General features: G+C 34.1%; 24 protein-coding genes, 1 pseudogene and 1 other annotated feature. Of the genes and pseudogenes, 12 read left to right on the top strand and 13 right to left on the bottom strand.

Annotation, left to right across the window (positions count from 1 at the left end):
* Positions 1–68: 68 nt before the first annotated feature.
* The 4 genes from megL (at position 69) to KTC92_RS03585 (ending at position 3059) form a co-directional block, all read left to right on the top strand.
* Positions 69–1271, top strand: coding sequence for a methionine gamma-lyase (gene megL / locus KTC92_RS03570; RefSeq protein ID WP_220287207.1), 1203 nt, complete (start codon positions 69–71; stop codon positions 1269–1271).
* Between the two features lie 455 nt (positions 1272–1726).
* Positions 1727–1921, top strand: coding sequence for a nucleic acid-binding protein (locus tag KTC92_RS03575; RefSeq protein WP_220287205.1), 195 nt, complete (start codon positions 1727–1729; stop codon positions 1919–1921).
* A 203-nt stretch (positions 1922–2124) separates the two neighbouring features.
* Positions 2125–2922 (top strand): alpha/beta fold hydrolase, encoded by a 798-nt coding sequence (locus KTC92_RS03580; RefSeq protein WP_258280679.1) that lies wholly within the window; start codon positions 2125–2127, stop codon positions 2920–2922.
* A complete protein-coding gene (locus KTC92_RS03585) occupies positions 2916–3059 on the top strand; it encodes a hypothetical protein (protein WP_220287201.1) in 144 nt (47 codons plus the stop codon). The genes KTC92_RS03580 and KTC92_RS03585 overlap by 7 nt, the downstream gene beginning before the upstream one ends.
* Before the next feature lie 610 nt (positions 3060–3669).
* Here KTC92_RS03585 and KTC92_RS03590 read toward each other — a convergent pair.
* From KTC92_RS03590 to KTC92_RS03605, 4 genes are all read right to left on the bottom strand, one after another.
* Positions 3670–3999 (bottom strand): DUF3784 domain-containing protein, encoded by a 330-nt coding sequence (locus KTC92_RS03590; protein WP_220287199.1) that lies wholly within the window; start codon positions 3997–3999, stop codon positions 3670–3672.
* A 793-nt stretch (positions 4000–4792) separates the two neighbouring features.
* Positions 4793–5005, bottom strand: coding sequence for a GNAT family N-acetyltransferase (locus tag KTC92_RS03595; protein WP_258280680.1), 213 nt, complete (start codon positions 5003–5005; stop codon positions 4793–4795).
* Entirely contained in the window at positions 4986–5417 is a 432-nt protein-coding gene (locus KTC92_RS03600) for a DUF4829 domain-containing protein (RefSeq protein WP_220287195.1), read from the bottom strand. The genes KTC92_RS03595 and KTC92_RS03600 overlap by 20 nt, the downstream gene beginning before the upstream one ends.
* A 290-nt stretch (positions 5418–5707) precedes the next feature.
* On the bottom strand, positions 5708–6058 hold the full coding sequence (locus KTC92_RS03605; RefSeq protein WP_253198212.1) for a hypothetical protein: 351 nt from the start codon (positions 6056–6058) through the stop codon (positions 5708–5710).
* A gap of 574 nt (positions 6059–6632) precedes the next feature.
* Positions 6633–6857, top strand: a binding site (T-box leader).
* An 89-nt stretch (positions 6858–6946) separates the two neighbouring features.
* Between KTC92_RS03605 and KTC92_RS03610 the strand changes: the two are divergent.
* Both KTC92_RS03610 and KTC92_RS18610 read left to right on the top strand, forming a co-directional pair.
* Positions 6947–7643, top strand: a pseudogene (locus tag KTC92_RS03610) (threonine--tRNA ligase); the annotation flags it as partial.
* 97 nt (positions 7644–7740) lie between these two features.
* A complete protein-coding gene (locus KTC92_RS18610; RefSeq protein WP_375294754.1) occupies positions 7741–7911 on the top strand; it encodes a His/Gly/Thr/Pro-type tRNA ligase C-terminal domain-containing protein in 171 nt (56 codons plus the stop codon).
* 180 nt (positions 7912–8091) lie between these two features.
* Here KTC92_RS18610 and KTC92_RS03615 read toward each other — a convergent pair whose 3' ends face one another.
* Positions 8092–8340 (bottom strand): hypothetical protein, encoded by a 249-nt coding sequence (locus KTC92_RS03615; RefSeq protein WP_220287193.1) that lies wholly within the window; start codon positions 8338–8340, stop codon positions 8092–8094.
* Positions 8341–8834: 494 nt separating this feature from the next.
* Here KTC92_RS03615 and KTC92_RS03620 point away from each other — a divergent pair, with 494 nt between their 5' ends.
* Complete coding sequence (locus KTC92_RS03620; RefSeq protein WP_220287190.1) at positions 8835–9581, top strand: alpha/beta fold hydrolase; 747 nt, start codon at positions 8835–8837, stop codon at positions 9579–9581.
* A gap of 366 nt (positions 9582–9947) precedes the next feature.
* Here the strand turns inward: KTC92_RS03620 and KTC92_RS03625 are convergent, their stop codons facing one another.
* The 3 genes from KTC92_RS03625 to KTC92_RS03635 are packed head-to-tail and all read right to left on the bottom strand — an operon-like array spanning position 9948 to position 13173.
* A complete protein-coding gene (locus tag KTC92_RS03625) occupies positions 9948–10961 on the bottom strand; it encodes a tyrosine-type recombinase/integrase (protein WP_216304077.1) in 1014 nt (337 codons plus the stop codon).
* Positions 10958–11938 (bottom strand): tyrosine-type recombinase/integrase, encoded by a 981-nt coding sequence (locus KTC92_RS03630; RefSeq protein WP_216304078.1) that lies wholly within the window; start codon positions 11936–11938, stop codon positions 10958–10960. The genes KTC92_RS03625 and KTC92_RS03630 overlap by 4 nt, the downstream gene beginning before the upstream one ends.
* A complete protein-coding gene (locus tag KTC92_RS03635; RefSeq protein WP_220287188.1) occupies positions 11935–13173 on the bottom strand; it encodes a tyrosine-type recombinase/integrase in 1239 nt (412 codons plus the stop codon). The genes KTC92_RS03630 and KTC92_RS03635 overlap by 4 nt, the downstream gene beginning before the upstream one ends.
* A gap of 187 nt (positions 13174–13360) precedes the next feature.
* Here KTC92_RS03635 and KTC92_RS03640 point away from each other — a divergent pair, with 187 nt between their 5' ends.
* Positions 13361–13858: a recombinase family protein gene (locus KTC92_RS03640; RefSeq protein WP_220287242.1), complete on the top strand. Its 498-nt coding sequence runs from the start codon at positions 13361–13363 to the stop codon at positions 13856–13858.
* Between the two features lie 351 nt (positions 13859–14209).
* On the opposite strand, the gene KTC92_RS03645 is transcribed toward KTC92_RS03640, so the two are convergent.
* The 4 genes from KTC92_RS03645 to KTC92_RS03660 form a co-directional block, all read right to left on the bottom strand.
* Entirely contained in the window at positions 14210–16615 is a 2406-nt protein-coding gene (locus KTC92_RS03645) for an ABC transporter permease (protein ID WP_220287186.1), read from the bottom strand.
* On the bottom strand, positions 16612–17295 hold the full coding sequence (locus KTC92_RS03650) for an ABC transporter ATP-binding protein (protein WP_220287240.1): 684 nt from the start codon (positions 17293–17295) through the stop codon (positions 16612–16614). The genes KTC92_RS03645 and KTC92_RS03650 overlap by 4 nt, the downstream gene beginning before the upstream one ends.
* A 130-nt stretch (positions 17296–17425) precedes the next feature.
* Complete coding sequence (locus KTC92_RS03655) at positions 17426–18670, bottom strand: sensor histidine kinase KdpD (RefSeq protein WP_220287184.1); 1245 nt, start codon at positions 18668–18670, stop codon at positions 17426–17428.
* A gap of 9 nt (positions 18671–18679) precedes the next feature.
* Positions 18680–19366, bottom strand: a complete 687-nt coding sequence (locus tag KTC92_RS03660; RefSeq protein ID WP_220287182.1) for a response regulator transcription factor — start codon at positions 19364–19366, stop codon at positions 18680–18682.
* Between the two features lie 310 nt (positions 19367–19676).
* On the opposite strand from KTC92_RS03660, the gene KTC92_RS03665 reads away from it, so the two are divergent.
* The 3 genes from KTC92_RS03665 to KTC92_RS03675 all read left to right on the top strand — a co-directional run bounded on the left by KTC92_RS03665 (position 19677) and on the right by KTC92_RS03675 (position 20772).
* Positions 19677–19835 carry a hypothetical protein gene (locus tag KTC92_RS03665; RefSeq protein ID WP_220287181.1) on the top strand — a complete coding sequence of 53 codons (159 nt, stop codon included), beginning with the start codon at positions 19677–19679 and terminating at the stop codon, positions 19833–19835.
* Positions 19836–20195: 360 nt separating this feature from the next.
* Positions 20196–20354, top strand: a complete 159-nt coding sequence (locus KTC92_RS03670; protein WP_220287238.1) for a helix-turn-helix transcriptional regulator — start codon at positions 20196–20198, stop codon at positions 20352–20354.
* Positions 20335–20772, top strand: coding sequence for a hypothetical protein (locus KTC92_RS03675; RefSeq protein WP_220287180.1), 438 nt, complete (start codon positions 20335–20337; stop codon positions 20770–20772). Before KTC92_RS03670 ends, KTC92_RS03675 begins: the two co-directional genes overlap by 20 nt.
* A gap of 296 nt (positions 20773–21068) precedes the next feature.
* Here KTC92_RS03675 and KTC92_RS03680 read toward each other — a convergent pair whose 3' ends face one another.
* Positions 21069–22070 (bottom strand): alpha/beta hydrolase, encoded by a 1002-nt coding sequence (locus KTC92_RS03680; RefSeq protein ID WP_220287179.1) that lies wholly within the window; start codon positions 22068–22070, stop codon positions 21069–21071.
* Between the two features lie 281 nt (positions 22071–22351).
* Here KTC92_RS03680 and KTC92_RS03685 point away from each other — a divergent pair, with 281 nt between their 5' ends.
* Positions 22352–24730 carry a DEAD/DEAH box helicase gene (locus KTC92_RS03685; protein WP_258280681.1) on the top strand — a complete coding sequence of 793 codons (2379 nt, stop codon included), beginning with the start codon at positions 22352–22354 and terminating at the stop codon, positions 24728–24730.
* Positions 24731–24800 lie beyond the last annotated feature (70 nt).

Here is a 24800-nt window from a genome sequence, read left to right on the forward strand (position 1 = left end):
AGTGAAGAAATAAGTGTTGATAGTGTTAACTAATTTATGTAATAACTAAATATTAGGAGGAATTAATAATGAATAAAGAATATTTAATTAACAAAGGATTTGCTACTAAAGCTATACATGGAGGAAGTAAGGTGGATCAATACGGAGCACTAGCTACTCCAATACATCAAACAGCTACCTTCGTTTTTGACTCAGCTGATCAAGGTGGTAATAGATTTGCAGGAAGAGAAGATGGCTATATTTATTCAAGACTGGGAAATCCCACTAACACAGTTTTAGAAGAAAAACTGGCAATACTTGAAGGTGGAGAAGCATGCATGTCTATGTCATCAGGCATAGGAGCCATAACTTCAGCAATGTGGTCATTATTAAAGGCCGGAGATCATGTAGTGGCATCAAAAACTATTTATGGCTGTACTCATGCATTTTTAAGTAATGGTATTGCAAGATTTGGCGTTGAGGTTACTTTTGTTGATGTTACGAATCTAGAAAATGTAAGAAATGCTATGAAAGAAAATACAAGGGTTGTTTTCTTAGAAACACCTGCAAATCCAACGTTACTCATAACAGATATTGATAAAATATCAAAGATTGCACATGAAGTAGAAAATTGCATAGTAATGGTGGATAATACATTCAGCACGCCATATATACAAAGACCATTAGAACTAGGCGCAGACGTGGTAGTGCATTCTGGAACCAAATTTCTAAATGGACATGGTGATGTAATTGCTGGCTTTGTTATTGGATCTAAAGTATTTATTGATGAAGTTAGATTATTTGGTGTTAAGGATATGACAGGAGCTTGTTTAAGTCCTTTTGATGCATATTTGATTATACGAGGAATGAAAACACTAGAAATTAGAATGGACAGACACTGTGAAAGTGCAATGTCTGTAGCTAAATTTTTAGAAGCTCACCCAGCAGTAGAAAATGTATATTTTCCAGGACTTGAGAGTTTCCCACAATATGCATTAGCAAAAAAACAAATGAGCCTTCCAGGAGCGGTAATTGCTTTTGAAATAAAGGGTGGAGTAGAAGAAGGCAAAAGGGTTATAAATGCAGTTGAAATGTGCAAATTAGCTGTTAGTTTAGGCGATCCTGAAACTTTAATTGAACATCCTGCTTCAATGACTCATTCTTCATATCCACAAGAAGAAAGATTGGAAGCTGGTATAACTGATGGTTTAATAAGGTTGGCAGTAGGGCTTGAAAATGTTAAAGATATTATTTCTGATTTAGATGGAGCACTTAATTTGATTGTTAAATAGTAAGTCAAGATTTATAGATAAACACAGCTCATGACTGTGTTTTTTTTGTTAATTACCAAGACAAGTTTTAGGTGGATAATCTAAATTTTTGAGTGTATATAAATTGATAAAAAACAGTAAATCTTTTTTAATAAAAGTATGAGGCTATACTAGTAATGGTACGAATATAACTTTTAATGTCAAGACAGGAAGTTACTCTTATAATAGCACTGGAGCAGCTACTAATATTCAATATGGCTTAGCTTGATGGCTATGGGGTAGAGCCAACATTTCCGACAAAATCCACGCTAAGACACAAAATGGATAAATTCTTTATAATTCTCCCACTATAAAGAATAGTGATTTTTTGCTCACAATGGTATAATTTATTTATATGTTGTTGCGAAATTTTAGATTAAAGTGTAGCAACAGTGATATAAAATGAAGATAATTAATAGAGCGTGGGGGATTTAAAAATGAAAAAAATATGTACTCAATGCCAGACTGAAATGATAGAGAATTTTAAAGTTGAATCTTTTGGTGGAATTACAATTTCAAAAAAAGGCAATTTTTTTTTGAATACAACGTATGGTACACCCAAAGCAGCGGTTTGTCCTAATTGTGGCTGTGTAATTTTTTATATTGATAACTATAAAGACGTTGTTAAGTAACCATATATAATGGTGGAATGTATTAACGTTTTATATAGTATCACAAGGTTATAAAACGTTCTATAAATAAATCTAAAACTATAAGGAGCTTATAGTTAGTTGTATAATAATCCCTGATATTAAGACGCATCTGTAAATTCTCGCGCCACAAGAGTAACTTAAGTGAAACAAATGTTATTTGTATTTTGAGGAGGGGAAGTAAATTGAAACTAACGGAAACATGGTACAAACATATGTGGGTATATTTACTGTTAATATTAGTTGTGCTTGGAATCATTGTAACCATACAATATACCATTGATATTCGCAAATCATATGAAAATCTTAATCATTATGATGTTAAAACCATTGATACTGAATATGGTAAAATGAGTTATATGGACGAAGGTTCCGGTGAAACAATAGTCATATCCCACGGTATCTTTGGTGGATACGATCAAGGCTCTGTATCTTTAAAAAGCCTTATGGGAAATGATTATCGAAAAATAGCTCCATCACGTTTCGGTTATCCTGGCTCTGATTTACCCTCTGAACCAACACCGAAAAATCAAGCAAAAGCATTTTTAAGCTTACTAGATCAGCTTTCGATTCAAAAGGCATATATTATTACCACATCTGCCGGAGGTGCAGCAGGAATCACGTTTGCCATTGAATATCCCGATCGTGTCAAGGGGCTAATTTTACTTTCATCTGGAGTTCCTACTACAAAAAAGACACGTGAAGAAATAAAAGGCATGACGGGTCCGCCTGCAATAATCGTTAATGATTTCCCAATGTGGCTTTCAACAAAGTATTTCGGCTTTGTTTTTAAATCTATGTTTGGATCCGATATTAACAATGATATATACAATACCATGCTACCTGTAGAACCACGTAAAAGCGGAATAAAGGCTGATGGAACAATAACGAATTTAGACATGGATATTAATTTTGATGATTATAAAGTTGAGAAAATAACAGCTCCTATTTTAGTGGTTCAATCAAAAGATGATCTGTGGTAAAATATGAGGATACCAAAAAAATTATTTCTCGTACAAATGCTAAAACTGCCATTTTTGAAACTGGTGGACATCTAATAACAGGACATGGGAATGCAGTTTCAACGAAAATAAAAGAGTTTATCGAGGAAACGAAATGAACTAATAAAAATATGCATATTTTTTAGTGCGAGTTAAGTCGAAATATTCATAAATTACGTCACAAACGAATGTACGATTTTGACTAAAACCTTACATTCGTAAAAATAACATAAAGCGTTGATATATAAAGGCTCATAGTAGGTTTAACTAAAGCCTTTTTTCTTATTGTACATTTGAATGTATTGTTTTATAAGATATATTATAAATATAGTACATTGATTTTGTGCCCTCTGGGACGTTTACTTTTGGGCAGTGAGTAGGATTGTCCAAAGCTTCATTTGTGACCTAGAGTAGTGAAAGAGCTTGTGCCACATCAGGTTTTAGTATGAAGAATGAAGGAGAAAATCTGATGTGGACCAGCCTTTGACTGCGGAGTCTTATTATTATATTAAGACTGATTTGTAATACATGCAAAATGAAATTTCAAAGGAATAGGCAATAGTCCCAATGTGAAAGTAACACAATTAGTATTGTGTTACTTTCAGTGTATAGATATGCACTGAAAGCAAGTACCCACCATAGCTAAGATCTTGGGGGTACTTGCGACGAAATATATGAATATTACCTACCACTTTATCTTCTTATATCTTTTACTTTAAGACTGCATATTTATTTTTTTATTCTACATTTTTTATCCATATCATATATACTTTTTATAATTCCTAGTACGAAAATAACGACCTGTGCAATAGTTAAATAATTATAAAATTTGCTACTAAAAAAAAACCCACCAACCCCTATAAGAATAATTAATAGACCAGTATACAACATATCTCCGCCTACTATCCTTGATACTTTATCTTTATTATATTTTTTCGCATCAAATCCATTCAGCATATCTCCTGCATTTTGACTTTTAATTATCAATCCTAAAAATGTAAACATCCCTCCCATAATTAATGTAATTATAATTAACCCATATACATCCGTATTCCTCATATAAAATCTCCTGCATTTTATTATTGTTATATTATATCAATTCCTATTTCTCTATTAGTTTGAGAGACAACTAACTCTCATAAAAATACGAGCACGACACAAAATACTTGCTTAATTAGCTTATTCTATATTATAGATCTACAATCCTTTAAAAATATATTTCAAAGATACAATGCTGTGAAACCAAAATTTCACGGCATTTAAATAGGCTCCATAACTAGTAGCTTGCTTTTAGATTTTTTTATATTTTCATCAATGCTTTCTCTATCGTTATTCTTTTCTAAATCAGTCATATCGAAGTCCTCCTTATATTCCGCATAATTTTATTAATTAGCTTATTTAGGGGGAGCGCTAACATTTCCGACAAACCCCACGCTAAGACATAAAATGGATATAAAACATGACTTTCGCCTACGTTAAGCAAATAATATTTAAAAATAAGTACCATAAAAGCTATATTCGATTTGTTTTGATACTTTTTTTTTGGTAATAGTTTTGGAACTGATAATCACGTATAAAGTGACTATTCCTAAGGTTTATATTTAAGTACCGAAAATGAAGGTTTATGGAACTATATTCCTTAACGTGGGTTTTGTCGGTTCCGTGGCTCCACCCCATTTACTTGATTATACTGTATATAACATATATTCCACATAAAGAAATTTGCGGTTTTAAATGATAAGAGGGGTCCCGCCAACAAGAATAAAAAATAGCCTAAAACTAACTAATATCAATGTTTATCATCAATATAAGAAAAATGCGAATTATTCTATTTATAGATAATGCTATTAATTTAATTTAAAGTTATCCAATATCTTTGAGTAATTCTACTTCCTTCTGGTATTTCATTTGCCAATTTAGCTCCATTATTTATCATAGTCTTTACCGATACAATATTATTTTTGTCGCAAGTAATTAAGACTTTTTTAATATCTAATTCTACACATTCTATTAAGAGTAATGCTAACATTTCAGTTGTATTAGTTTTAATATCCCCAACAGTCAACTCGCCAATTACCTGTTTTACTATCCCTTATTAATGTCCAATTCCAATTAGAATAAGTTGAATTTGGATTAAAACTCCCATCACCTCCTGAAAAATCTACATTAAAAGTAGAAAGCAAAACAATTACATTCTCAGACTTGACACCATTCGCTGAACCTTTTCCATATTTCAAGTAACCTCCAATAAAATAATTTGATTTCTTTTCGTCATACCATAATTTTGTAAGACTACATCCCCTAAAATCCTTGAATTTTTTCTTTACACAATTTGTTGCATCATTCATTTCCCCTTGGCTAAACTTATCTGATTTTCCAATACTTACTACAGCATTGTTGGTTTTACCAACTTGTTTATAAACCAATAAAAATAATACTACTAAAATTAGACAAAGAAAAGCTATTATTTTTTTCATATAAAAACCCTCTTCATTTTAAAGTCATTTAATGAACAATATTTTACCGTTGTGACTTAATCACTAGAAAAATTATACCATTAAACACCATTTTTATAAACTATAGTTTGATGTTAAAACGAATTGCCCTACGTAAAGGTATACCTTTACGTAGGGTTGAAAAAAGCTATAAAATATATTCGTAAAGTATAACAAAACATTTATGAATATCTACGTAAAATACATTAAGATTTACGTAGATATTATAAAATTGCTACTGGTGTGATTCAAAATTATGTTGGTGAGACCTCTTAATGTGGTAATTCTTTTTCTTTGTTGGTTATTATTAAGTCCTTATAAACAAATATGATAGTAATAACACACCCTAATACAGCAAAGCCCACAAAGAAAACTTCATTATTTGTGAACTTTTCTATAATAGGCATTCCTACAAAAAAATAAGTTGTAATTATAGGGTATACTAATTTTCGCAGTTTTTGAGTTTTTATAAATTCAAAGGTGCTACTAATAATTAAAAGCATTGTAATTATTGTTAACATGGCTGTTGGTAATCCCATTTGCATAAACATCATTGTACATCCAGCCACACCAACAACAAATAAAAGTATTTCTAGTATCATTGTTATTGATTTGAATTTCATAAATAACATCTCCATCCTAAAGCATTATTAAATATATATGATGCTTTAAGAAATGTATTCTTAAATTTCAACTCCATTTATTTACATACTTATAGCCGTTTTTAGTTCCGTTACTACCTATACCCCTAGTAGGTTGAGAACAAAAAACAGATCCTGCTGTAGTGCAGTAGGATCTGTTTCCCCTGGATGAAGGGGGAATAATTTCATTTGCTTTGGACAAGTTTACTGACTGCTACTAAACTTAAATAGAATGATGAATGCTTAGGTACTTTAATAGATTAGTTTACTTCTAGGCAGTGAGTAAGATTGTCTAAAGCTTCATTTGTGACCTAGAGCAGTGAAAGAGCTTGTGCCACATCAGGTTTTCGTATGAAGCATGAAGGAGAAAATCGGATGTGGACCAGCCTTTGACTGAGGAGTCTTATTATTATATTAAGACTGATTTGTAATACATTCAAAGTAAAGAGTCAACTCGTTATGTTACATTGAAAATGAATTTTTTAAGGAATAGGCAATAGCCCCAAAGTGAAACATATATTGACAATGAAAACAATTTAGAATATACTAATTTTAATTAAAAACTGTGAAGAGGAAAAGTAAATAGTATGCTGTTCTAAGAGGGAGAAACTCACCGGCTGTAAGGTTTCTTGAACAAGCAATATTGAAAACCACCTCTGAGTTGATTACTGAACTTAAGTAGGTAATTCCGCGAGCCGGCGTTAGTGGTGTTGAGTGATAGAAGTGTTTTTAATTATGCTTCTGTAATTTGGGTAGAATCGCGATAAAACTCGTCCCTTACTTTGGGGAGGGTTTATTATTTTTTGAAGGAGTAATGTTTATGTTAAAGGTTGTAATAAAGGATGGCACTGTAATAAATTCTAATGAAGAAGAAGGGCACTTAGACACACCGCCTATCATATACTTGCTATTATATCCAAATGCTAAATTAGCTATCGGCCCTGCAATAGATAATGGATTTTATTACGATTTTGATGTAGTAGAACCCTTTACTATGGATATACTCGAAAAAATAGAAGTAGAAATGAGAAAAATAGTTAAAGAAGACTTAAGATTAGAGCGATCAGTAGTTTCTATAAAAGAAGCTTTGAAGATTATGGAATATAAGGGACAAATCTATAAAATAGAACTCATTAATGATTTACCAGAAGGAGAAGAATTAGTTTTTTTTAAGCAGGGAGATTTTATAGAACTCTGTGCAGGGCCACATGTATTATCAACTTCAAAAGTAAAAGCCTTTAAGCTATTATCAGTTGCAGGAGCTTACTGGAGAGGCAGCGAAAAAAATAAAATGCTTCAAAGAATATATGGAACGGCATTTGCTAAGAAAAGTGAACTTGATGAATATTTGAATATGATTGAAGAAGCGAAGAAAAGGGATCATAGAAAACTTGGTAAAGAACTAAAATTATTTGCTTTAATGGATGAGGGACCAGGATTTCCATTTTTCCTTCCCAATGGTGTAGTTTTAAAGAATAATTTAATTGAGTACTGGAGAGAACTTCATAAGAAAAATGGTTATGTTGAGATAGAAACTCCTATGATATTAAACAAAGAAATGTGGAACTATACAACTAGATTTACACCTTCCCCAAAGATTTGACTTACAATATATCGGCAGTGATGGAGAAAAGCATAGACCTATTGTTATACACAGAGTGATTTTGGGTAGCATAGAAAGATTGCCCTATATCATAGTTATTGGTGAAAAAGAACAAAACTCAGAGAGTATATCCCTCAGAAGTAGAAAAAATGGTGATGAGGGTAACTGTTCACTAGAGGCCTTTATTTCAAGGATCACACAGGAAATTGATGGTAAAATGCTAGATAATTAGGTGTATCATATGAGTCATAAATAGGAGAAAAAGCATATAACATAATTTTTATTGTGTTGTATGATTTTTTATATTAGGAAACAATAACTTCAAATTTAAAAGACTGATTTTAAAAATAGAGTATATTTACAATTCTTTCAAAACGAGTTAATAGACTCAATGTGAATGTAACTCAATTGTTTATTGTGTTACATTCAGGTTATTAATTACTAATTCAGGAAATTCTTCTACAACTTTTCCACCAGAATTAGTTATAATATTTTTTATATTTTCATCAATACTATTATCATCAAATACTATTACTAAATCTATATTTTTAGGACTTATGTCCGCTGCATTTGATGTAATATTAGTAGTTAGCATAGTAAAACTAAAAATAATCAAAGTAATTAATATACATATTGGTTTATTTTTTTGTCTGTTTTTCATTTTATTATCCTCTACTTAAGTCATATTTAAAAATATGTTTTTTGTAATATTACATCTTAAATCGAATAATTTATGATGTAATATAAAAAACATATTATGTTGAAAAATACAAAATTATGCAATGTAATATTGTAGGGTATTATTCATTTGACTTAGCAAAAGAAATATTATCTGGTAAGCGAGACCATTGCAACCAATGGACAAAAAACTATTCGGTAATAAATTGTAATTATATTCTGTTTATGCCTTATTACTACACAACCCCCAATCTAAAACTATAATTAGCTTATCGGTAGTGGTATAATAGTCCTTGATATTAAGACACATTTGTAAAATAATGTGAGTTGCTAAACTACAAGGAGGTATCATAATGGGGATTTTTAATAAACTAAAATAGTCTATATGTAAGAGTAATTACTAACTCTCCCATGTAGATTATATAAAACAAATATTCATTAAAAAATTTTACAATGTTTGCTATTGGGAGGTTGAAAATGTCTTATTTTAAGTATGAAAATATTAATATATATTATAAAGTATCTGGTGAAGGGAGACCTTTAGTTATTATACATGGAGATACAGCTTCCTCAAAAATGTTTATACCAGAATTAAAATTCTATTCTAAAAACTTTAAAGTAATTTTATTAGATTTGGTAGGTCAAGGGAAATCTCAGAGAGTAGATAAATTACCATTAAATTATTGGCATTTTAATTCTACTTTAATTATTGAATTATGTAAGCACATTGGTATTAGCGATGTTAATCTGTTAGGTACAAGTGGCGGGGCTATTGTTGCTTTAAATGCTGTATTGAAACAACCTAATTTATTTAACAGAATAATTGTAGATAGTTTTATGGGAGAAAATTTATCTTATGAGTTTGCGCAAAAAATTGTAGATGATAGAAAAACAGCAAAAAACAAGTTAGGTTCTAAATTATTTTGGTTTATAATGCATGGCTTTGATTGGAAAAATGTTATTGATCAAAATACAAACTTAATTATAGATTTTTCAAGAAACATAGGTAATTTTTTTAATTATGAACTTAGTAACATAGAAAATAATGTTTTAATTACAGGAAGCTCGAAAGATGATTTAATACCTAATGTCCAAAGTACATTAAAAGCTATTAATTTAAAAATGAAAAATTCTAAATTGGTTATTTTTGAAAATGGAAATCATCCTGCTATGTTTAGTAACAAAAAAGAGTTTAGAAATTTAGTTTTGGAATTTTTGTCCTAGGTCATAATAAAACACCGTATTATTCAGAATTGAATTTTATGGTGTTTTTATAATGGAATATTCTTATATTGTGCAACATCAAGAACAGAAATTTCTGCTCTTTTTATTTTTAATATTAGATAGTGGATATAACCCTAATGTATAAGAAAATGTATAAAATCTTAATGTCATAACTTAACAGTATTGATACCTATAAAACACTTACGTATAATCAAAACAATATGCTAAAAAGGGGTTATAATGATAATAGGTTATGCAAGTTATGTGAGGTAATTCAAATTTGAGTATAAAGGCGATGAAAGCCTTGAATTACCAAGTGAAATACTGAAATTACCTCACATAATTTTTGAATTTGTAATGGGAAAATTATTCTAGAAATCCCGGAAATGATTTCTTTACTGTTTCGTCTGATTCATTTACAGGGATAACATTTGGAATTTTCCGTTCTGTAAGAGCCTTTGTTATCGCCATCTGGCTAACCTTTGCATAACGCTCAGTAGACTTGATCGTAGTGTGACCGAGGAAGTCTCGAATGTATATGATCTGGATACCGGCTTCAACCATATGAACACTTTTACTATGCCGAAAACTGTGCGGTGAGTAATTCGCTTCCCTAAACATTTCTGGACATTTTATCCTTGCCAACCTCACATATTTTTCAACAATATTGCGGATGCATGATGTAGTCATTTTTTCATGGGTTTGGCTGCTAAATAGAGGATGAGCGTGAGAATCTTCATTATCAAGCTTTTGAGACTTTATGTATTGCTTTATCAGCTTGGAGCATTCGTCTGTCAACGGGATTTCTCGTGTTTTTCTCCCCTTGCCATGCAGCTTTATTCGGGTTGGGCGACCAAACCTAACATCGGCGACAGTAACGTCACAAAGCTCCTGAGCTCTGGCAGCACTATCATAGAGCAAGCATAACAAAGCTTGATCTCTTCTTCCTAGCCGGTTTGATACGTCTGGCACCTTAAGGAGAATGCCAATTTCTTTAACTGTAAAGTAGGGAAAGGCAACACTTGGTGTTTTCTTAGACGGCACAGCGCTGATGCGATTGAAAGCAGAAAGTGCATCCATTTCACGCCTAGATGCATATTTGAAGAAAGCTGATATCGAAGCATGCCGCTGGTTTCTCGATGATGCGCTGTAATTACGCTCCTCTTCGAGCCAAAGAATAAACTCTTCCATGAGTTCTACAGTAAAATGTTTATAGGCAATCAGATAATGGCGTATTCCTTTTATTTCATCCATGAATTTAAACAGGATACGAAATGTATCTTTGTACGAAGATATGGTGTTTTGGCTATAGCCACCTGTCTTTGGGAGATATATTTCAAAATAATTTCCCAGCTGCTGTATAAATAATGTTGTTTTCATTCCGATACCTCCGGGAAAACACAAGAGGTATAGGCTGCCATCTGGTCAACAACCTCAGCGTGCATCTCAGATGTCATGCGAAGATATTTCTCCGTACCATAGAGATCATAGTGTCCCATGTATGTCGAGAGAAACGGTGCAGATTCATACAAGTCCCTTCCCTTACGGTCCATTCGTCTGAATGAGTCTACAGCAAAAGTATGTCGAAGACAATGGGGACAAATACCTCTGCTGACTTTGGTTCCATCCGACAATGCTATTCCTGCACTTTCCAGTACAATGCTGAACCAGCGCCCCGCCCAAGCTTGTGAAAAACGCTTATGGTTATGACTTTCAAAAAAATATGCTGTATCTTCTGAATTGCTATGGAGCAGTTTGCAGTAATTGCGGCAAATATCAGTCAGCGAACAATCCATTGGAACAATACGATCCTTTGACCCTTTTGCATTAAGGACGTGAAGTACCCCGTTTTTCAAATCTACATCCTTTAGCCGCAGTGTGAGTGCTTCATCAAGCCGCAATCCGCAGCCATAAATCATCCTGAAGAGTACAGGGAATATGACCGGTGCTTTTGTAACATGTTTTTTGCGTGGCAGATTATCACAAACCGCAAACAGCCTTTTCATTTCATCCTCCGAAAAAATGTATGGCACATAATCGTTGTTACCTTTTGGCCTTTCCGGAATAAATGCCGGAATATCCAATATACGCATGTATTTAGCAAACTGCGTGTAATAGGACACATAAGTTACCAAAGTATTGGCGTTTAATTTGTTTGGAAATGAGTATAGCCATGAATCTATAGTTTTCGCTGGAAGGCGTCTTTCGCATAGTCCATGTTCCACGAGAAAAATGTCCAGTGTTTCCAATGTATAGGCTTCATGGCGTATTACATGACCTTGAGCGGTGCGTAATTCAAGAAAAGATCTTATCTCAGGCGCAAATACGCTATGGAAGTTAAAGTATTTTTTTCTCATATAACATCCTCCTCTCCACAGAGATACTTGTAGAACATTCCTGAAGGGGGAGGCACCTGCATCGCACATTCTCTAAGATGAGTTATGTCAACTTTCACATAATGCTGAGCGGTGTTCGGATCTTTATGCCCGAGAACTTCGGTTATGACGGGATAGCTGTATCCTTCATTCAATAGAGCGGTAGCAAGGCTTGCCCTAAGAGCATGCGGTCCATGCTTTCTACCGTCTATCTGTACTCCCGCAGTCGTAAAAGCTCTTGACACTATGGGATATATTGCTCTGTCACCTAATAGCCTTATTGGTGCATCATACGAAAGAAATAGATAGTCGCTGTTATGGTCTGATCTTCCACCGTGATGGGTATAATCCAAAATCGCATTCCTTATCTCGTCTGTAATCGTAAGCGTGAGATGTTCACTCGTCTTTACCTGTGTAATTTCAATAACGTTTGCTGTAAAATTCAGATTTTCAAAGCGAAGATTGACAATATCAGAGCTCCGAATTCCAAGCCTAGCGATTAGTAACAATATTGCATAATTCCGTTTACCATACTTGGTATTACGATCTACGGAGGAAAGAAGCCGTTCAACTTCTTCCGTAGAATATACTGACGGTACGGGGATATGCCTTCTAAAAGAAGGAACTGCTACACTGAAATCCCTTTTGAGAAGCTTGTGAGAATATGCATATCTGAAGAATCCTCGGACCGTCTTTCGAAACAAATCCTTATCCGAAGCATCAATATATACGTTGTGAATGTGCTGCGGTTGCAGATCTTGAAGAGAGGTTATCCCGTGTAGCTCTAGCCACTTAAAAAAACGGGCAAGCGCCCTTGTACGAATGCGAACATCCAATGCACTTTTTAAAATGCCCCGAATATACTTATTATAGGCATTCGTAAAACTGTCAAAACAAGAATGGTCAAACTGCCCTATATCCCCAAACGCATAGCGTTCTGGCATTCTCAACAAAACATGATCAAGCCTTCGCACTTCCGACTTAAACGCTCTAAAATACTCCAGCGAGAGTGGCGGTTGTCTTCTAGAGACTTCGTCAATAAAAGCAGCCCCGATTTCTACAGAATATTTACCACCATAATTCTGTTTGGAAAACACGACCAACTGCTTGATTATGCTCCTATGTTTTCGTATTGCATTTTTACTGTACTGCTGATGTTCCATCAAGTGGAGAACTTTCTGTATCAAATCAGTAACATCAGTTTCAAACTGAATCATATCTTATTCCCTCCTGTGCTTTAGTTAGTCTTATTCTTTGAATAAGCTATTATAATTTTAGCCAGAGAAGAGAATAATTATGCGATGTAATTTGAGGAATATTATTGGTATTGCAAGGCTTTTATCACTTCAATGCACAGTTGAGAATTACCTCACATAACGAATATTATCTAGCAGGTCACATAATATAAGGGTAAGTACAAAAGGACAATTAAAAGAAGGACATTCCATAGAGGTTCAGACGAGGAATATACTAGATAGATATGATGGTGCCGAAATTAGAGTAGAGCAGTATACAGGAACTACAATAGATAGACCTATATTCAATAAATTGATAGAGGATTTAAAACAGGGGGATACCTTAGTAGTTACTAAACTAGACAGATTGGCTAGAAATACTGTAGAAGGCATTAGCATAGTTCAAGAGCTATTTAATAAAGGAATATCTGTCCATGTAATTAATGTTGGACTGCTAGAGAATACAATTATTGAACGTACCCAAACAGGTAAAGCAATTGCAAAAACTAAAGAAGGATTTAAAGAGGGTAGACCTAAGATATATACATCAAAACAAATAAATAATGCGATTGAAATGCTAAAAAACAATTCATATACAGCAGTCGCAGAGATAACTGTAATAAGTAAGTCAACACTAATTCGAGGAGTTAGGAAAAGAAAAGTTTAATAAGTACATTGTGTAACATTGGAGATATTAAATTTGAAAAGGATGAATACCATTATTTTCTGTTCCATTACTACACAACCCCCTATAAATAGGCCCTTAGGCCGTCTCGCCAACATTTCCCTGAATCACACCAATAGGAATAAAAAAGAGTGATTTAGAACTTACCCTAGAATATAAAAAAAGTCATTTTAGATAAATTGCTTAATCCACCTTTTCGCGAGGATAGGCAAAAACACCCTATTTATAAAAAACAAAATAGGCATGATCTAAAGTTACCCCCCCCCATATTTCATCTGTTTATCTGCGAAATATTGGAGGTTTTTGTCACTTCTTTATGAGTCCTTTTGGCAGTTAGAGCGATCCAATGACTTCAGAAATCCCACGAGCCTTTATTCTCTTCAATGGACTGATGATAGAGAACGATGCAGCTAGAATGGAAATAATGAATATCAGTACGACTTGCAATACAGGAAACTCCCAGTTAGAAATAAGTAAGGACATCAGGGTTTTCTGTAGTAGAACCCCTAGGGTGCATCCTGCTATGCAGCCGCTCACCGTATAGACGACAGCTTCTGCCAATGCCATTCTTGTGAGTTGTCTCTCAGACATGCCTATTGCACGCATAATTCCCAAATACTTAGTTTTGGATGTGATGTTGGTATTCATCGTATTGATAATGTTTAGAATACTGATGAGTGCAATTATACCTACAAATCCGTAAATAAATACTGCGATAGTCATAAATGAGTTATTTGCTTCTGCGCTTAGCTGACGAATGTCATGTAGTGTCACTGAATTTCCGACTAACGCTTTTATTTCATTTATGGTTTGTGCTTGATTATCCTTGTTCAGTTGTATATCGATTGTCTTATAGTTAGAGGTTATATCTCTAGTGATTTCTGTAAACTGCTTTTGGGTGGTGATAAATGTAGTTAATGTCTGTTTTTCGCTTTCATAAGGCATAGAGCTCAAGACTCCCATGACTTTATATTCTTTAGTCTCTGTAGCAGTTTTAATATAGACAGCATCACCAACTTTCAGGCTTGCGTCTGCCGCTAATTCTCCTTTTCTGTAATTTTTAACAACGGCCACAATACCATTCTGAGCATTGAGTTCATTTTCATCCATACCTCCAGCCATTAATGATTTCTTTGCCCATTGCATTTGCATTGAATCATAGGAAACAATCCATGACCTCTCCGTTGCAACCATAAGGCCATTGCTTTCTGTCTTGATGGGACCCATTTCCTTTTTATAGGTGTCCGTCAGCCTTGTAACGTCAAACGTAGCATACACATAGTTTGACATTCTTCCATACACCCTTTTTACACCGCCAAGCGTTGACAGTTTCTTGTATATATTTTCGCCAATACCTTGCGAGGATGTGATTGAAACGTCAGGAGTGTAGACTTCCGTAGCTTTCATTCCCAAAAAGGTGGGATTGACGATTACACTAAAACACATAAACATAATGATGCTGAGAGCAATAGAACTAGATATCAAGAAAAGAGTTTTCTTCTTGTAAACAGCGTTGCTAATGCCAATAACAATTTCAGCGTGAAATATCTTCATAAGAAGGCCTCTCTTTGTCTTTTGGGAAATATTTGTATCCCCGCTTCCGTTCAAGGCACTTACAGGAGAAACTTTTGCAGCTTTTTTTGCAGGTAATAAGGAAGAGATAAAGACTGTCAGAAACCCTATTACAATACCCGCGCCAATGCCGAATGCACTGAAATTAATCAATGAAATATCACCAAAAAGCTTGTTATTGTAAAATTTTATTATTGCCGAACAAATAAAGGTTATCAAAATACCGGCGAATACGCCAAGGGGGATTGCTCTCAAACTTATGGATAAGCCTTCTCTTTTTACCAAACGCTTTATTTGTGTCTGTGACGCCCCTATACATCTCAGAATTCCGAATTGGCGAACTCTTTCAATTACTGAAATGTTGAAAGTGTTATAGATCATTACAACGCTTGTAATAAGGACGATAAAGAATAAGACGCCGCCGATAGCATACATCTTCAAAATGATATTGTTTTTTGTTTGCATCATGAGGGCTAAAAGACCTTCGTTGCGCCCTATGCGGTCATCTACTATATTCAAAGTTTTCTTGATTTCTCCTTCAACCTGTGTGATATTTACACCATCTTTAAATAGCACAAAATATTGGCTTGATTTCGTTTTTAGCTGTTCCGACATTTTTGTTGACACGAATACAGCAGGTATAGCAGCAGCTTTGGTAGCACCCCAGTCATTGTATATACCGCTAATGATGAACTCTTGAACTGTTTCGTCTGGTAAGGTAATTGTCATTGTATCACCGATTTTATGTGCCGGCTTAGATTTTTCCATAAACCATTTTTCAAGCATAATTTCATTTTTAAAAGTCGGGTAACGGCCTTGGTTAAGATTAAAGTTGATATTTTTCGCGAAATTTTCATCTAGAGATGTGAGGGCACAGTTCTCACTGTTGATGGTTCCTTCACCAAGGTCTTTCCAGGTTCCAGCATTTTGTACATCAATACGGCTACCAATGACTTGAATCTCTCTTGGGGACGGATTTCGAATTAAAATATGGTAGTTACCTTGATCCTTTAGTACTTGTGCTTTTTCAAATTTCACCAACGCATCTACCATAGAAAAAATACCGACAACTAGTGCAACAGCCATGGCAACGCTGGTGATAGTCAGGCGCGTTTTTCGTTTATGGGCAGATAGGTATTTTGGTGCGAGCTCAAGATAGTTTTTCATTTTTTAGCCCTCCCTAGTTCGGATACAATACCATCCTCTACGTTTAGCACCCGATCCGAGAAGGAGGCAAAACTCGGATTGTGGGTAATCATAATTAATGTCTGATTATATCTTTCGACAGAAAGCTTTAAAAGATTGATTACCTCTTTGCTGTTTTTTGTATCAAGATTTCCCGTGGGTTCGTCTGCCAGAATAATTGCCGGACGAGTTGAAAGGGCACGCCCGATTGCTACGCGCTGTTGCTGTCCCCCAGAAAGCTGGTTTGGAAGGTGGTGTTTCCTGCTGGAGAGCCCAAGTATGTCCAAAAGTTCAGCAATATATTTCATATCCGGTTTCTTGTAGTCAAGCAGCAGTGGCAACAAAATGTTCTCTTCTACATTTAATTCGGGAATTAGATTGAATGCCTGAAAAATAAACCCAATGTTACGTCTGCGGAAGACGGAGAGATTCTTTTCCTTCATGGCAGAAATGTCTTTGCCATCAAGAAATACATTTCCAGAGGTTGGAGAGTCCAATGCCCCAAGGAGATTAAGCAGTGTACTTTTTCCTGAACCGGATGGTCCTACTATTGAGACAAATTCCCCTTTTGCAACTGAAAAAGATACCTTTTTCAGTGCGTCAACTTTCACTTCACCCTTTCCATAAGTTTTACTTAAATTTTTGGCTATTAAAATATCCAATATAAACACCTCTTCTGAATTTTTATTAAGCTCATTTATTGAACATATCTCACCCGAAACAATGATGCACAATGTTCTAAATCTTATTATTAGCATAACAAGCTAAGCTTACAGATAGGTGTATTCTTTCTTACAGATTTGTAAGCTTTGGAAAAGTCAAATAGAAAGTCGTTCCTTGGTTCAACGTGCTTTCCACCGTTATAGAGCCTCCATGTTTTTCGACAATGGTTTTCGCAAGGGTAAGTCCAATGCCGATACCATCCTTATCCTTGGAAAATCGGCTTCTATAAAATCGTTTGAAAATATAATGGATGTCCTCTGGGTGGATGCCACTACCGTTGTCTTTAATTGTGATACAGATTAACACAGGCGTTTCGTCGCATAGAATTTGAACTTCATTTCCCGAAACGGTGTGATCCAATGCATTTTTCATAATATTACTGAAAGCTTCCAGTATCCAACCTCCATCACAATTTAACAGGGTATAGCTATTGCACATTAGCATAATTGACTTGTCCTCTGATTTTGCACGGGTGGAGAAACCTATAACGATGCATTCTAGCAAATCTTTCATAAGGCAGTTGCTTTTCTCTAATTCGATGGTGTCAGCATCTAGCCGTGCCAATTTCAGAAGGTTCCGAATTAGATACTCCATCCGTTCCAGTTGATTACTGCTTTTTATGGTGAAGCTGTCGACAACACCGTTGTTTATGTTTTCTTCCTGAATAATTTCATTGTACATTTTTAGCGCAGTCAATGGTGTTTTTAACTGATGTGATATGTCAGATATCGTATTCTTTAGGAACTCCTTTGTCTGCTTTTCCTTTGTTATATGGGCAGTTAGAGATGTTGCCATTACATCTATAGAGGAAAAAAGCTGAGATACAATACCTTCCTCATTGTCGCTGAAGCGGATATCTTTATTGCCATGCATAAAACTTAAGATATCCGTGTTGGCCTTTTCAAGCTTTCTGTCCTGCCGGACAAAAAAAATAAATAATGTTGAAAGCAGGAGAATCGATACAACAACGGAAAGTATCAGTACCAGAATCTCGAGTTTCTGATGGAAACTTTGAATTTCAGGCAGAAGCTTGTTATTTATACTGTCTGTATACCCTTTAGGCTGCAAAAGCTCCCGCCCAATGGTATAATCTTTCATACTTTTTTTACCAGTGAAGGCAGGTACAATCTGGTCTGTTGTTGCATCCTGTTGATATAAATATCCGGCAATGGCATAATCGTGTGTAATAATTTCCTTTTTATATTGGTTTGTCATGAAATATACCATGACCTGTGTTATTAGAATGAAACACAAAAGAATTATGGATACGACTGAAAATAGTTTCCTTATATTGTAATTAATAAAAATTCTCATATAATAGCCTCACTTTAACACACTCCATTTATAGCCTAATCGTCGTATTGTCAATAAAAATTTCGGTTTATCAGCTTTATCTTCAATTTTCATTCTTAGTCTTCGTACATAGACGGATAGGGTGTTATCATCGATGAAGTTGCCGTTATTGTCCCAAAGCTTATCCAATATAACGTTTCTCGTGAGCACAATATTTTGATTTTGCATGAGCAGGTGCAGAAGACGGTACTCCACCGTAGTAAGTTCTATTTCTTTAGAATCCTTAAATACTCGGCTTTCGAACAGTTTGATGGTAATATCATTAGATTTCAATTCAATAGGTTCTTGGCTAGGAATGTGAGAACGGCGAAGCAAAGCATTGACTCGCGAAATCAGTTCATTTAATTTGAAAGGTTTTGTAATATAGTCATCCCCACCAATATCCAAACCCATTACAATATTGACCTCTTCATCGGAAGCCGTTAAAAATATAATTGGTACATCGGAGGATTGCCGTACTTTCTTACAGATGTCAAAACCGCTTCCATCAGGTAAGGTCAAATCGAGTAGCAACAAATCATACTTCTTATCACTAAGCATCAAAAAGCATTCCCTTACGGTTCGTGCTAAGGCAATATGAAAGCCATTCTTTCGGAGTGAAAACTCTAGCCCATCAATAATACTCAAATCATCTTCTACCAATAAAATTGTATTCACTGTTGATCCCTCCCTGCTTTTTCTGTCTAATAATACTACAATGTATCAAAATTGCATAATGCCTCTTATATTATTATCGTTTCAAATTACAGAAAAAGCAATAGAACTTAATTTGAGTTTTCGTGTTTCAGCTATAAAAAAAGTGTTTTCTACCAAACTTAAAGATAAAATGGAAATAATAATTTTTATCAAGCTATACATAAAGCCGTTTAATCAGCGCCTCATCATCCTGGCAGGTTGGTTTTGACTGACTGGTTGAAATAAGGCAAGGGATGAGAATTTAGACCCATTTAAAACGTTAGAATCTGTAATGCCATGGTGCAAGCTTGTAGCCTCTGTTGAGGAAGCTAAGAAATTAGCAAGGCCCGTAAGCTATGATTATTTTGATTTGTTGGACAGTAGATATAATCAGCTTCGTAAATATACACCTATTACGACAGTTGAAGAATTATTTAAATTTGTTGATTAATAAATATAACTTTAGATAATAACAATTCAAAAACAAATCACTATAATACCAATTGAGTTACATTCACTTTGATGCTATTACCCATTTCTAAAGAATTGTAAATATACTCAATTTATGGTAATATGTCATAGTTAAATATATGTTTTATTAAGTTGTATTAAAAATTGAGAAAAAAGTCAAGGCAAGAGGCTGAAAAAAAGTTAATGTGAATATATCAGCTGATGAGGGTTAAGTAATGAATTATATTGAATTAAATATTGAAAACAAGTTTGAACTGCAAAGGGTTGCTAATGAAGCTTGTATGTAACTTGCTGGTTTATATAGAATTTTTTATTCTCTGGCCGGATACACAATTAAGGAATATATTCAGTTTCATCAAGAACGATTATTTCACTTGAAAAAGGACAGTATAACCCCTCAATTATGCTTGCATATAAGATAGCTTCCGTTTTCAACACCACTATTGAAAAATTATATTGTTTAAAGGAGAATTTAGAAAATGAAGAAAAAAATATATAATAAAAAGAAATTTTGGAGTGGTATAATATTTTTATTCTTAGCAGCAATTAGCATTCCAGATACAATTACGCAGTTTAATACTTTAAATCCTTTAAGAATTACCAAGTCTATTATATTAGCTATTTTTTGTATTCTATTTGGAGTTACAGAAATATGGAGAGGTTTGAGTAGCAGATGTACAAAACAGGATGTTCAAAATGATGATGAAAGAGTAAATTTAATTAATATGAAATCAAAAACCAGTGCTTTTAATATTACACTGATCACTTGTGTTACTTTTTTAATACTATCAATGGTTGTATGGGGAGTAACAAAAAATGATGTGTGTCTCGGCATTTTCAGTTGTTTCGGCATCATTTTTACGATTATGATGATTGCTGAAATAAGTAGTTATTTTTATCATGACAAGCGGAATTAATTTTATAATTGGGCACTTCATTAGTCCAATTTTCTTGAAAAAGATATAAAGAGAAGCAATGAAAAAGAGAAATCTTCTAGTATTAAAACGGTAAAGTCAAATTTAGACCAAACTGAGATTTCAAAGCGAGATATATAAATGTTGATTTCTAAGCGAATTTGAATAGTAGTAAATTTATGGTAACAATATTACTATCAAAGAATACACTGAAAATGTTATGTCATAAAAATTCATCTTATCTTACTTATATATAATAGATAAATAATTTGTACTAAATATTATGATCATACTTTGTATTAATATGTGTCAGCTAGATCATTCCTGCCTTTTAATACATCCTGCTGTATAATCTGTAACACTTTTTCAGACTCTTCATATATTGGACTGTGGGCAGATTCCTTAAAAAGATAAAATCCCTTTGCAGGTGCACCAAGTTTTTTAAGATAAGCTTCCGACATCGAATAGTTTACCGTATAATCATATATTCCCGAAAAGAAATATACCGGAATATCAAGTTTTGTTATCTTGTTACTCAAACCCGTTCTGTAAAGCTCCTCGTTTAAAACAGTAGAATTTGAAAATGCTTTTCCACGCCATATATTAATTTTTTCTCTCAAGGTATATTCGCGATTCTGCATAACTGGCATAAAAATTCCGGTGACTACTGATTTCATCTTATGTGTTGTACCAATTCCTGCTCTATGCATCACATTATCCCTTATTTTATTGTATGCATCTGGCAGATGATCCATTGTTTCAATAGGTATTGCCTGAAGCTTCTTTACAGTTTTTTCATCACCTGTTACCTTGTAGTACTTAAGCATATATTTATATGCAATTTTTTCCGATTCCATTTGATTTGATATTTGTCCGACACCAATATAAGCATGGTATAACTCATATGATTTTGCCGCTGCCTCTATAGCTATGTATGAACCCCATGAGTGTCCCATAAGGTATATTTTATCTTGTCCAAACCGTTTACGCAGATAGTTCGTTACTTCTATTGTGTCAGATACAAACTGTTCTGTTGTCATTGTTTTTGCTGAGATATCACTGCTATAGGACAAACCCGCGCCACGCTGATTCCACCATGCTACCGTAAAATATTTCTCAAGTCCCGTAGGGTATGTTTCGGTAAGTGGATGTTCCGGCATACCAGGGCCTCCGTGAACAAAAAGCAGTACTGGATTTGATGCATTCTCACTTTTAATAATCATTCCCATCTTCGCTCCGTTAATTTTAACATAAACTTTTTCCGAAATACTGCCCTCTATAACATTTCTTTGTCTTTTCATAATATCCTCCTTTTCGAATGCTTCACCTTGAGTTTAACACATAAATAAAAATGTGGATAATATAAACAATTAAGACAAAGAAAATTAGTAGTATGTATAAATTAACTCATCCACTTTTAAAAACAGTAATTTATGGTGCATAATGGTATAATTGACTTAAAATTATTGCATGATTTGAATTACTAAAAACACAGTGTCATAATTTACAATATCTAACGTGTTTGTACTATTTAAGTGAATTGAGAATCAAATTATTTTATGTTGAAAGAGTGGTGATTCATATGTCCATTAGTATTAGAAAAAAATTTCATGACTTAGTAAATAAGGCAGAATATAATAGCTATGAAAAAACAGTAGAACAAATAAATCGTCTTAGATTTGATTCATTGGATAATACTGAATTTCTAAATAAATCACATGGGCTCAGGAGTAAGCTTTTAGAGTATACATCTATGGATGACATAATTATAGAAGTCTTTGCACTTACAAAACAGGCGGTTAAAAGAGTACTAGGACTCATTACTTACGACGAGCAACTGATTGCTGGCATAGCTATGCATAATGGAAGATTAATAGAGATGCAGACCGGTGAAGGAAAAACTTTAGCCGCGGTGTTCCCCGCAGTCTTAAATGCACTTACAGGACGTGGATGTCATATACTGACCTTTAATGATTATTTAGCGCGTAGGGATGCAACTTGGATGGGACCCGTATATGAAATGCTTGGATTAACTGTGGGGTTCGTACAGGAAACTATGAAACGGCCTGAAAAACAAAGAGCTTATGGTTGTGATGTTACATATGTAACTGCCAAGGTAGCTGGATTTGATTATTTAATGGACTCACTTTCTTATAAAAAAAGTGAAATTGTGCTACGTCCATTTAATTTTGCCATAATAGACGAGGCAGATTCCATAATAATTGATGAAGCCAGAATACCATTAGTTATTGCAATAGGAGGGAACGCTGCTGATGATACTCTTTGTTTAACAATGGAAGCTTTAAGAAAACTAGAGCCTGAAGTTGACTATGAGAAAGATGAAGTTAAAAGGAACGTATTTTTGACTAATAAAGGACTACTTCGAGCAGAAGCTATGCTTAATTGTGAAAATTTATATGCAGAAGAAAACTTTAAATTATTAAGTGAAGTACACAATATTCTTCATGTAATTGCTTTATTGAAGAAGGATATAGACTATATTGTAAGAGACGGTAAAATTGAAATGGTAGACGAGTTTACTGGACGCATCGCTGAAAACAGGCGTTGGCCCGATGGAATTCAATCAGCCCTTGAGGCCAAGGAGTGCCTTAGCCATAAGTCAAAAGGACGTATAATGAATCAGATAACTTTGCAAAGTTTCATTTTGCTTTATAAAAAAATTTCAGGGATGACCGGTACAGCAATGGACTCATTGAATGAAATCAGCGAGATGTATGACATGGAGGTGATAGTAATTCCACCACATATTCCTTGCAATCGAATTGATTATCCTGATGTAATATTCACGCACAAAAAAGCCAAATACAAAGCTTTGAGCTCGGAAATCAAAAGAGTACATGACACAGGACAGCCTATTTTAATCGGCACTTGTAGTGTAGCAGAATCAGAATATTTGGCTGAAGAATTAAATAAGCTAGGCGTTAAATATAAAATTTTAAACGCAAAAAATGATGAACTTGAAGCACATATCATTGAACAAGCAGGTACTCTTTATGCAGTTACTGTTTCAACTAATATGGCTGGCAGGGGTGCTGATATAAAACTTGGGGGCCTAGATGGAGCTAATAAAGATAAGATAGTTTCCCTTGGAGGATTATATGTTATAGGTACTAATAGGTATGAGAGTAAACGCATTGATAAGCAGCTTAAAGGAAGAACTGGCCGTCAAGGTGATATTGGCATGTCAAAATTCTTTATAAGCCTTGAAGATGACCTCATTAAAAGATATGGTATCGATGAAATAATACCTGTGGCAATTAGATCTTCTATACAAGAAGAACCTTTGCTTAATCCTAAGATAGCAGGTAAAATAGAACACGTTCAGAGGATTATCCAGGGCCAGGATTCCGATTTACGTAGAGAATTATGGCAGTATTCCTTTATCATAGAAAATCAGCGACTTGTTGTTCACCAAAGGAGAATGGAAATAGTATATGATATTTTACCTTTTAATATATTAAGCCTGGAAAATCCACAGCTATTTACAAAATTAATTAACTTCTTTAGTGAAGACATCGTAAAGGAACTTGAAAAACAAGTAGCACTATATAATATCGATGAAGTTTGGGCTGATTACCTCGCTCATGTAGAATATCTTAAAGAGGGAGTAAAGTTAAGTATACTAAGGCTTAAAGATCCGTTGCAAGCATTTCAAATAGAAACAGCTGGCATATTTCAGACGATGCAGCAAGAGATACAAACGAGAATTTTACAAGATTTTGAAACGTTAGATTTATCAACGCATGGACTCATTAACTTAAAACAGCGGATAAACCCACCCTCTTCAACTTGGACTTATCTTGTTAATGACAATTCACTAATGGATCCACTTTCTTCATTATTTATTGGTAACGCAATTGCATCCATAGGAATGTTTCTTGCCTTACCAATTCGATTTGGAACTTTGATTTATAGAAAAATTCTTAAAAATAGAATTTAAAATAGTGTTAAACAATATAATAAGGCTTAAAGGAATCACTGGAAATAGGTATTTGTAACAAAACAGCGAA

The organism is Clostridium sp. CM027, from assembly GCF_024730565.1.
GTDB classification, from domain to species: Bacteria; Bacillota; Clostridia; order Clostridiales; family Clostridiaceae; genus Clostridium_AD; species Clostridium_AD estertheticum_B.

What these genes read in the sequence shown, in the direction of transcription:
- megL (WP_220287207.1), top strand. Translation starts at nt 69, where the DNA reads ATGAATAAAGAATATTTAATTAACAAAGGATTTGCTACTAAAGCTATA.
- KTC92_RS03575 (WP_220287205.1), top strand. Translation starts at nt 1,727, where the DNA reads ATGAAAAAAATATGTACTCAATGCCAGACTGAAATGATAGAGAATTTT.
- KTC92_RS03590 (WP_220287199.1), bottom strand. Translation starts at nt 3,999, where the DNA reads ATGAGGAATACGGATGTATATGGGTTAATTATAATTACATTAATTATG.
- KTC92_RS03600 (WP_220287195.1), bottom strand. Translation starts at nt 5,417, where the DNA reads ATGAAAAAAATAATAGCTTTTCTTTGTCTAATTTTAGTAGTATTATTT.
- KTC92_RS03605 (WP_253198212.1), bottom strand. Translation starts at nt 6,058, where the DNA reads ATGAAATTCAAATCAATAACAATGATACTAGAAATACTTTTATTTGTT.
- KTC92_RS03615 (WP_220287193.1), bottom strand. Translation starts at nt 8,340, where the DNA reads ATGAAAAACAGACAAAAAAATAAACCAATATGTATATTAATTACTTTG.
- KTC92_RS03620 (WP_220287190.1), top strand. Translation starts at nt 8,835, where the DNA reads ATGTCTTATTTTAAGTATGAAAATATTAATATATATTATAAAGTATCT.
- KTC92_RS03625 (WP_216304077.1), bottom strand. Translation starts at nt 10,961, where the DNA reads ATGAAAACAACATTATTTATACAGCAGCTGGGAAATTATTTTGAAATA.
- KTC92_RS03630 (WP_216304078.1), bottom strand. Translation starts at nt 11,938, where the DNA reads ATGAGAAAAAAATACTTTAACTTCCATAGCGTATTTGCGCCTGAGATA.
- KTC92_RS03635 (WP_220287188.1), bottom strand. Translation starts at nt 13,173, where the DNA reads ATGATTCAGTTTGAAACTGATGTTACTGATTTGATACAGAAAGTTCTC.
- KTC92_RS03645 (WP_220287186.1), bottom strand. Translation starts at nt 16,615, where the DNA reads ATGAAAAACTATCTTGAGCTCGCACCAAAATACCTATCTGCCCATAAA.
- KTC92_RS03655 (WP_220287184.1), bottom strand. Translation starts at nt 18,670, where the DNA reads ATGAGAATTTTTATTAATTACAATATAAGGAAACTATTTTCAGTCGTA.
- KTC92_RS03665 (WP_220287181.1), top strand. Translation starts at nt 19,677, where the DNA reads ATGCCATGGTGCAAGCTTGTAGCCTCTGTTGAGGAAGCTAAGAAATTA.
- KTC92_RS03675 (WP_220287180.1), top strand. Translation starts at nt 20,335, where the DNA reads ATGAAGAAAAAAATATATAATAAAAAGAAATTTTGGAGTGGTATAATA.
- KTC92_RS03680 (WP_220287179.1), bottom strand. Translation starts at nt 22,070, where the DNA reads ATGAAAAGACAAAGAAATGTTATAGAGGGCAGTATTTCGGAAAAAGTT.
- KTC92_RS03685 (WP_258280681.1), top strand. Translation starts at nt 22,352, where the DNA reads ATGTCCATTAGTATTAGAAAAAAATTTCATGACTTAGTAAATAAGGCA.